This is a genomic window from Microcoleus sp. ARI1-B5 (genome assembly GCF_036705795.1).
Taxonomy (GTDB): Bacteria; Cyanobacteriota; Cyanobacteriia; order Cyanobacteriales; family Microcoleaceae; genus Microcoleus.
Genome location: NZ_JAUBVK010000019.1, coordinates 62,891 through 71,754, shown reverse-complemented (window position 1 = coordinate 71,754; position 8,864 = coordinate 62,891). Strand labels below are relative to the sequence as shown.

Annotated in this window: 6 protein-coding genes and 1 pseudogene; 1 reads left to right on the top strand and 6 read right to left on the bottom strand. The window is 47.1% G+C overall.

Features of this window, described 5'->3' with window-relative positions; translation table 11 throughout:
* Both QUB63_RS23755 and QUB63_RS23750 read right to left on the bottom strand, forming a co-directional pair.
* The coding region (locus tag QUB63_RS23755; RefSeq protein ID WP_332947789.1) for a DUF4347 domain-containing protein at positions 1-2,780 on the bottom strand (2,780 nt) is incomplete at its 3' end.
* A gap of 314 nt (positions 2,781-3,094) precedes the next feature.
* The gene (locus tag QUB63_RS23750) at positions 3,095-3,916 is read right to left on the bottom strand and encodes a sulfotransferase family protein (protein ID WP_332947788.1); all 822 of its coding nucleotides are present in this window, start codon (positions 3,914-3,916) and stop codon (positions 3,095-3,097) included.
* Between the two features lie 394 nt (positions 3,917-4,310).
* Between QUB63_RS23750 and QUB63_RS23745 the strand changes: the two genes are divergently transcribed.
* Positions 4,311-5,390, top strand: a complete 1,080-nt coding sequence (locus QUB63_RS23745) for a TIGR03032 family protein (protein ID WP_332947786.1) — start codon at positions 4,311-4,313, stop codon at positions 5,388-5,390.
* A 37-nt stretch (positions 5,391-5,427) separates the two neighbouring features.
* On the opposite strand, the gene QUB63_RS23740 is transcribed toward QUB63_RS23745, so the two are convergent.
* From QUB63_RS23740 to QUB63_RS23725, 4 genes and pseudogenes are all read right to left on the bottom strand, one after another.
* Positions 5,428-6,327, bottom strand: a complete 900-nt coding sequence (locus tag QUB63_RS23740) for an ABC transporter ATP-binding protein (protein ID WP_332947785.1) — start codon at positions 6,325-6,327, stop codon at positions 5,428-5,430.
* Between the two features lie 55 nt (positions 6,328-6,382).
* Positions 6,383-7,156: an ABC transporter permease gene (locus QUB63_RS23735; protein ID WP_332947784.1), complete on the bottom strand. Its 774-nt coding sequence runs from the start codon at positions 7,154-7,156 to the stop codon at positions 6,383-6,385.
* A 304-nt stretch (positions 7,157-7,460) separates the two neighbouring features.
* Positions 7,461-8,546, bottom strand: a complete 1,086-nt coding sequence (locus QUB63_RS23730) for a hypothetical protein (protein WP_332947783.1) — start codon at positions 8,544-8,546, stop codon at positions 7,461-7,463.
* 117 nt (positions 8,547-8,663) lie between these two features.
* A pseudogene (locus tag QUB63_RS23725) lies at positions 8,664-8,864 on the bottom strand (hypothetical protein); the annotation flags it as partial.

The following is an 8,864-nucleotide window of genomic DNA, read 5'->3' as shown; positions in this document are numbered from 1 at the left end:
AATCCGGTGACGCTTTCGCTGAATGTTGCTGTGACTATAAATGGTGCGTTTGTGGTGGTTGGGGAAGTTGATGTTAGGGCTAGTGTGGGTGCTGTAATATCGGCGGTACGAGTCAATTGAGCGGCTGCGGTATTGTTATTACCTGCGGTATCCGTTGCTGTAGCAGCAGGGACATCAACTGTGACAGCGCCACTAGCATTCGGATTGACGGTGAAAGTATAAGTTGTGCCGCTACCTGTGAAATTGCTAATCGTACTGTTAGTAAGATTCACGTCGCTGGCTATAAATCCTGTGACGCTTTCGCTGAATGTTGCTGTGACTATAAATGGTGCGTTTGTGGTGGTTGGGGAAGTTGATGTTAGGGCTACTGTTGGTACAACGGTGTCTACAACTATGGCTTTATTGTTGGCTAAAGATTGTCCCGCAGGAATAGTTAATGTTGCATTATTTCCCGCAGCATCTCTTAAGGTTGCACCGACTGCTAAAGTGATTCCAGTTGAGTTGAGATCCGTGCTGTTTTGTCCGGCTGCTGGAGTGTAGGTGCCCACAGCAGATGTGCCTATGAAAGGTGCAATCGTGACAGTACCGCCTGTGTCTAGGGCAACACTCATGTTACCGCCTGCTAAGGTAACTGCTTCGCTGAAATTGACGGTGACATTGATGTTGCCAGAAGTGCCATAACTGCCATCAAGGGTGGTAGAGGTGACGCTGGTAATGGTAGGGATGCCGTCGAGGGTTTGCGTGTCGCCTCTGGTGGGAGTTCCGGTTTTGTTGCCGGAGGCGAAGGTGAAGTTAGCGAGGGTAGGTGCGTCGATACTGATGGTTTTGCCTTCGGTGGCACCTGTGGCAATGTCAAATGTTAGGAATAAGTAGCCTGTGGGGCCGGTGTTGATGGTTTGGGTGAACCCGGTAAAGTTCAGGGGACTGCCGGAGGCGACTGGGATTTGGGTGCGGAGGGTGGTATCTCCCGCATCTAAAACGTTGTCGGTGGAGTAAATGAGTTTGAAACCAGCGATGTCTGCGGGGGTGTAAGTGCCGCTGGGAGTGAGGGTAACGCCTGTGAGTTGGGCGTTAAAGGTGGAAACGGCTAAGCCAATTTCGTAGAGTTTTTGGTTGGTTGTGCCTGCTAGTAGGGTAGTAGGAGTGATTTCGGGAGTGGTGACAGCGATATCTGGTGTTGGTGGGCCGGCAATAGTCCCGAAAACGTCGTCGTTATACTGGTTGGTGCCGATGCCGTTGGTGGGGGTGTTGCCTGTGGCATTGGCAGCATTGTTGGTGGTGAAGGTGGCTGCTGATGAGTAGACTGTGGACAAAGCAGTGGGCATTCCTTGGTTGTTGTAATCGGGGTCCAAGGTGAACTGCAAGGCGAAGATAGCACCGCCTAAGCCAAAGCCGGGGTTGCTGCCTGTGCCACCAGTGGCGGTGTTGCTGCTGAAGGTGGCGTTGTTCAGGGTTAAAGAACCCTGGCGGATGAAGATGGCACCCCCCATACCAGCCCCGCCGCCGCCAAAGCCAAAGCCGTTGCCGCCGGCGGCGCCAAAGCCGCCGTTGCTGCCAAAGCCGCCGCCGCCGCCGCCGCCGCCAAAACCGCCGTCGCCGCCGCCGCCAAAGCCACCGCCGCCGCCAAAGCCGCCGTCGCCGCCGTTGCCAAAGCCGCCGGCAAAGCCGCCGCCGCCAAAGCCGCCGTTGCTGCCAAAGACGCCGCCGCCGGCGCCAAAGCCGCCGCCGCCGTAATTGCCGTTACCTCCATAAGCACCAGTATCGCTGCTACTACTTGCAAATAGCCCGCCACCGCCCGAGCCGCCAGCGTTACCGAACATTCCAGCACCACCGCTACTCAAACTTGTTTCTCCACCATTACCACCAACAGCACTGTTACCACTAAAAGTGACGTTATTCACCGTCACGCTGCCGTCATAAATGAACAAGCCGCCTCCCATGCCAGCGCCGCCACCCCCTTGATTACTACTCCCTCCTTGTGCCCTACCGTTGGTGACAGTCATGTCGGAGAAATTCACGGTTCCCGACTTGACAAAGAAGGGCCGAAACTCGTAGTCGCCACTGACACTATTGTTATTGCCAATAAAATTAATGTTGCTGTTAACTAGGGTCTTCATTACCCCTGTAACAGCGACACCTGTGGTGAGGGTAATCGTGTCATCTACCCCCACCGAGTTATTCGCATCTAAAATTGCTTTGCTTAATGTGCCTGCTACAGTGCCGGTGCCATCATCGGTTGCCACCGTGACATCGTAATTTAGCAACGTATAGTCATAATCTTCCATCGCCTCCCGATTCAACGGCACGGCGGATTCAATCTGGCCAGTTACTATTTCTAAATCCCAGTCGCCGCCTTTAGCTGCATTTCCGGTTAAGTCGTTAGAGGCTGCGACATCTGCACCTGTGAGTTCACTCAACCGCTTGACAAAATTATTGCCAGTTTCTCCGGCGGCTACATCGCATCCATAAAGTAGGATATCTCCGTTCTCTGTCAGAGCATTTCCCCACTGTTTTAGCTGAGTGTTGAAATTTTCGAGGTCATTCCCATTGAGTACATCTGCACCGAGTTTTAAACTGCCTTGGTTGCCGTGAGAAACTACATGAACTGCTTCAATGCCACTTTCACTAGCCAGTGCTTGGGTAATTTGTTCAATGCCACTACGCTTGTCATCTAAAATGACTATTTTGGCGTTAGCATCTGCGCCCTCGATCAAGTTTTGATAATTCTGTACAGAGGAGTCAACGAAAATAATTTGCTTGTTCATGGTTGGTACGTTCATAATTGCTGAAATCGTTGAGATCTATCGTTTACATCCAAGTCTGGCGGGGGTTTCAACCCCCGCATCAAAGCTCAAGTCCTCGCTATGAGGACTGAAGAGTTTATTAGTCCTCGCTGGCGAGGAGTTTAGCTATTAGTAGGGACACGGCGTCGTACCCCATTCGTGTCCACAATCGCCTAAAACCATTGAGAAATCTCGTTTATAGCCGAGTCTCGATCCCCCTAAATCCCCCTTAAGAAGGGGGACTTTGAGAAGATTCCGATCCCCCCCTTTTTAAGGGGGGTTAGGGGGGATCGAGGCTAAGGTTTTACGGTTTATTGAGCTTTCGCTACAATCGCACTAGCGCGGCTATTTGTTGCCTCTGTCCAAAAAGATAAGCCATCAAATCGCTCAAACAAATCGGGAGGTAAAATAGTTTTTCTCGGTTTAAACTCAACTTGAGCACGCACTTGATGTAACCCTGTTGTTTTCAATTTATTATCAAATTCTGGCTCTTGATATTGAACATTCTCGAAATCATGCTCAAAAGGCTCTTCGCCCAGAAATTGATAAATCAGCGACATTGTTTTAGCCGGCTTTATGGTTAATAGGTCGTAATCTACCAGTAGAAGAGATGCACTCTGTTCGCTATAAAATGCTTCTTGAAGAGCGTTATAAGCATAACCAACTAAACGCGAACCTTGACTTAATGCTTCGGTACGGCTATAAACGGTAGCCCGTTCCGCTGGATTATTAAATAACCGGGAAACATCAAAGGCGTTGCGGCGAATCAGTAGCTCGATGCTATCCATAATCCAAGCGATGTTTCGGACGCAGCAGATGACTTTTGCTTCGGGAAATAGTTCCTGAATTAATGGCAATTTGCTGCACCACAGGCGATTGGTGTCAAAGATGATTTCTTTGTCAGCTTGCAGGTGATAATAGGCAGAAAAAATGCTGAGAATCAGTGCCCGTTTTTGTTCCAGAGAAATAAACGTGGAAAACTCATTATCTTCGCTCATGGCTTCCAACATTCGCTCAGCTAAACCCCCGACGGGGGAAGTCATAGCGGCATGAAACCGGGGGTTTTGTCGTAGGAGGGCTGCTAGTAAGGTAGACCCTGAACGCGGTAATCCTGAAATAAAGTGGGCTTTCACTGACCTCGCGTTGGAATGGGTTTTTATAAATTAGATGCAACCTAAATGTATCATACCACAGACATATCTTTTATAGCATATTTTTATTTAACATTCCGCAACACAACATCCAGGTTTACGATATCTTTACAATCTAGACATCGTGGGTTGGCTTTCCCTATCTCTATCATTGCTTCGGGCCCATGCCTCTGTAAAGTCGGAAAAGTCGGATCATAAAGTCGGAAAAGTCGGATCTTTGTCATGAGGACAAAATTACTTGGGAATTTTAACCGCAGATGGTGGCGGATGTACGGGCTATGGACGCAGATGAATGTTGAGTTTGGTCAAGTAGGATCGATAAAACCCGCAAGGCGGGGGAATTACGATCGCGCTACATTTTGGATATATTAAAGATATGCCTCTAGATTCTATGAATAACGAACAAGCTACTTTCAATACAGTCTCCGAACACGAGATTTTTGGCGAGATCGATTTTCCATCTTGGTTAACCCAACAACAAATCAGCCTCGCCTGCACCACCTATCAAACCAGCAGGTTAATGTTAATCGGTGCTGTCCCAGAAACCAACAGAATCTCGGCATTTTGGCGAATATTCGATCGCGCAATGGGACTTTTCTGCACGCCGGAACGCCTGTATTTAAGTTCAAAATATCAACTTTGGCAATTAGATAATGTCTTAGAAGCCGGGAAATTATACCAAGGATACGATAAATTATATATACCAAGAATCGGTTATACTACAGGAGATATCGACATTCACGATATCGCTGTCGATAAAAATAATCAAATCATTTTTATTAGCACTTTGTTTAATTGTATCGCTACTTTGAGCGATCGCCACAGTTGCAAACCTATCTGGAAACCCGGTTTTATCTCACAATATATAAATGAAGACCGCTGTCACCTCAACGGTTTGGCGATGGTGGCCGGGGAGGCGAAATATGTCACGGCGTCGAGTCAGTCGGATGTGGTGGATGGCTGGCGCGATCGCAGAAAAAACGGCGGTATAGTTATTGATATTCAATCTAATGATATCATCGTTACGGGATTGTCAATGCCGCATTCTCCTCGCTGGTATCGAGATAAGTTGTGGTTGTTGAATTCGGGGAGAGGGGAATTTGGTTATGTGGATTTAGACACAGGGAAATTTCAGGATCTCGCGTTTTGTCCGGGATATGTCCGAGGACTGGCATTTTGGCAAAATTGGGCAATTGTTGGACTCTCCAAACCGAGGGGAGGTGACAACACTTTTAGCGGTTTAGAATTGGATGAGTTGTTGCTGGCCAAGGATGCTGAGGCTCGCTGTGGTATGATGGCGATCGATTTGACTACTGGGGCGATCGTTCATTGGTTGCGGTTTGAAGGAATTGTCACGGAACTTTATGATGTGCAGGTGATTCCTCAAGTGCAAAAGCCGATGGCTTTGGGTTTTCAGACTGAAGAAATTGCTCAGTTAATTACTTTGGAATTGTAACCGCTGATGTGGGCGGATATACGCGGATGGACGCAGATTAAGATAGAGTTTGTTTTGTCACCTCAACATAAATATGTTCTAACCGCACCGGATAGCGAGCGATCGAATCAATAGAAATCCCATCAAAGCGCAAAATAATATCTTTTAATTCCAAACGTTCCGGCAGCCAAAAAGCCAAATCGCTACCGTAGCGGCGGGGAAGGAAGCTGTATTCTGCTGCGCGGGCGATCGCCTTTTCTTCTTCCGCAGTTTTAACAACAATAATTTCCTGAGCCGGAATTATTTTTTGCAACTCCTCCAAACAGCCCTCAGCCACAATACTACCATTCTTTAAAATCCCAATTCTCTGACACAAACGCTCAGCTTCATCCAACAAATGAGTAGTCAGCAAAATCGTAATTCCTTCCGATCGCAATTGCTGAATTAACTCCCAAATTTCATAGCGAGCCTCAATATCTAAACCCGTTGTCGGTTCATCTAAAATTACTAATTTAGGCTGGTGTACCAAAGCCACCGCAATATTCAAACGGCGCTGCATCCCTCCGCTCAAAGTTTCCACCGGACTTTTAGCTCTATCTGTTAAATTTACTGCTTTTAAACATTGCTCTACTTGATAGCGGCGCTGTTTGCGATCTAAACCATAAATTTGAGCAAAAAAATTGAGATTTTCTTCGCAGCTAAGGCTTTTGTAAAGCAAATTTTCTTGCGGCGCTACACCGATTAACAGTTTAGTAGATTCCGAAACAGGTTCGCCATTAATGGAAACCTTACCGCTGTCGGCATTTAGCAAATTGCATAAAATATTGATAGTTGTCGTTTTTCCGGCCCCGTTTGGCCCCAGCAAACCGTAAATTTCGCCAGCTTGAATGTGCAGTGTTAAATCTTTAAGCACTGAACGTTCGCCGTAAGACTTATTTAGCTTTTCAATTTGCAGCAAGGTTTTAAATCTCCTGGTTTTTCCTATAAACTACCTTTTCCTTCCCCTGATTTGTTTAAAGTCTTCTTTCCACTCTCAACATCCGCCGATATGACAGCCATCCGCCTCCTATCATTAAAATAGCAAAAATAAACAAAAACCAAAAGTGCGACTCAATATCCGCAAAATCTTTGCCGCCAGCCCAAACGCCCATCAGCGCTTCGTTCATGTGATAAATTGGATTGTACTGGGCGAGATCCAGCAGGCTTTTGGGAAACAGCGAAGCCGGCAAAAATGCGCCTCCTAAAATCAACAAAGGAACGCCGAAAGCTGCTACTAGCGAGTTGACATCTTCAGTGCGCCTCGCAAACTGGGTGCCGAGAATAAACCCGACGCCTACGTAAGATACAATACTCAGTAAGATAATCGCGCATCCTAACACAATAGAGCCTTGAAATTGTGCTCCCAAAAAAGAGGCGATCGCATATACTAAAAGTACCTGACCGATGCCGATGCAACTGTGAGCCAGAAAAATTCCTAAAAAGTAGGAAGTGCCGCTCAAGGGGGAAACAAACAAGCGTTTGAGAGTATGCTGTTCTCGCTCTGACACTACTGTTGCTACACTGCCGCCCAGACAGCTAAAAAATAAAGCCGCTCCTACTAAACTTGCAGGTGCAGCAGTTTCAAAGGCTTTTGCTGTGGTGAGATTAGCCCGTTCTTTTAAAATTAAACCGTTGATTAGCAAGATAGAAATTGGAAAAATACTCCACAAGACTAAGCTGCGCCGCCGCCTTCCCAATTCAATTAAAATTCGCTGCGCTACTGCGAGGGTTTCGTACCAGTATTTCATAGAGATTGTGTTAGCATTGTGAGAATTGGAAATTGATCTCAAGTCCGAAAAGAACCAACACAATCAAATTGGTTCGATCGTTCGGAATGCAAGTCCGCATCAAGCAGAGGACTAAAGTGCGAACGATCAAACCTTCTTGATGTCATTGAATTTACCGGACATTATATGATTATTGATAATAACGCCACGGCATATTATACCATATAAATACTAAGAATGTTAAATTTCAATAAAAAACCCGCGCGGGCGGGTTTTATGATTTTAGCAACATAGAGTTTTATTTTTTTGCTGTCTGTCGCTGCGCTCATTTAATACTAAAGTTCGTACCTCTGTAGCATCCTTGAAAAGAAGTTAGCTTTGTGCGGTTTATCTCTTCCAATTTAGTCACGAGGGAGGGAGTATGGTAATTTTCGGCGGTAGCACCCCACTTGTAGATAAAGTCGCCGATATACTCTCCGGTTTCTTCGTAGCTGTGCTCTTCTATGGGAATTCTAGAAACTCCTGAAACAGTTTGGTTGTGGTATCCGTTAACAATGATTTTTTCGATAACGGCTCCCGGTTCTACAGTCACGTTCCAGTTGACTGGTTCGTAGGCTGAAAGTGCGAGAATTATTGGCTTGTTTCGGCGTTCTACTTTGATTTCGATCCTCTTCGTTGGCGTAGCCCCCGTAGGGGCGGGCTTGGCTAACGCACTTTTCGCTCTATTTCCGTTCCCGCGATCCGAATTAGCCTCGTAAACCCCGATTAAGTGAAGTTCTTTATCTGAGCTTGACGAACCGACATAAGCTGAAAAATCGTCGGAACCGCCAATCCCGCAGTTGGCGGCAGAACTAATTGGGGAAACAAAAGTTGTTTTTTCGGCTAGTTTCTGCTGCACCGTCGGGACTACCCACAATCCGGTTCCGACTCCTAAAGCACCTATTAAAGCTGCTGCAATTCCGAAAGGAATCGCATTTGTCAGGTGGCGAAAGGCTGCGGTTGCGGTTAGTTTTGATAGTGTTTGCTGCCAATTTTCAGCATTTTGCCGATCGGCATTTCCGCCATCCAGACAGGCTAACAAAGCTAAACTTTCCGGCTGTTCCAGCAGACTTTGCACTGCTTTCCCTTCGCCAACGTAGAGATTTCGAGTTTCGGTGTCTAAAAGCAGCCAGTAGCGATCGCCCTCGCCGAAGTTGTACTCTTGTAGCGCAGGCTGAACTAAATCGTGCTGCAAAAACACCAGCCAAGCCATATTATTGCCAGTGCTGACTGTTTTGCCGTCGCTGGAAATAAGTTGGTCGATGTCGGGTTCCCACCGCCAAGCTACCCAGCGGCTGTCTCCTCGATAGCCGAGGGATTTTTCTAGTTGCGGATGAGCGGTTATTTCTAGTCGTTGAACTAAGTTTGACACAGTAGGTCTCCTCAAGTACGCGCGAGCGAAGCTATCCCGTTCTCCGTAGGAGTTCCCGAAGGGTAGGGTAGGGAATCGCCACTTCCATGTCTTAGCTTAACTCCAAACGGCGGGAGTTCAAAAATTGCCCGTGCCGTTGCCAGTTCCAGTGTTGGGAGACAAATTGTTGCTGGGAGTGGTATAAGGTGAACTTCCCGGATTCAGATTATTCTGATTGGTATTCGGCGAAGTTCCCTGATTGAGATTATTCTGATTGGTATTCGGCGAAGTTCCCTGATTGAGATTATTCTGATTGGTATTCGGCGAAGTTCCCTGATT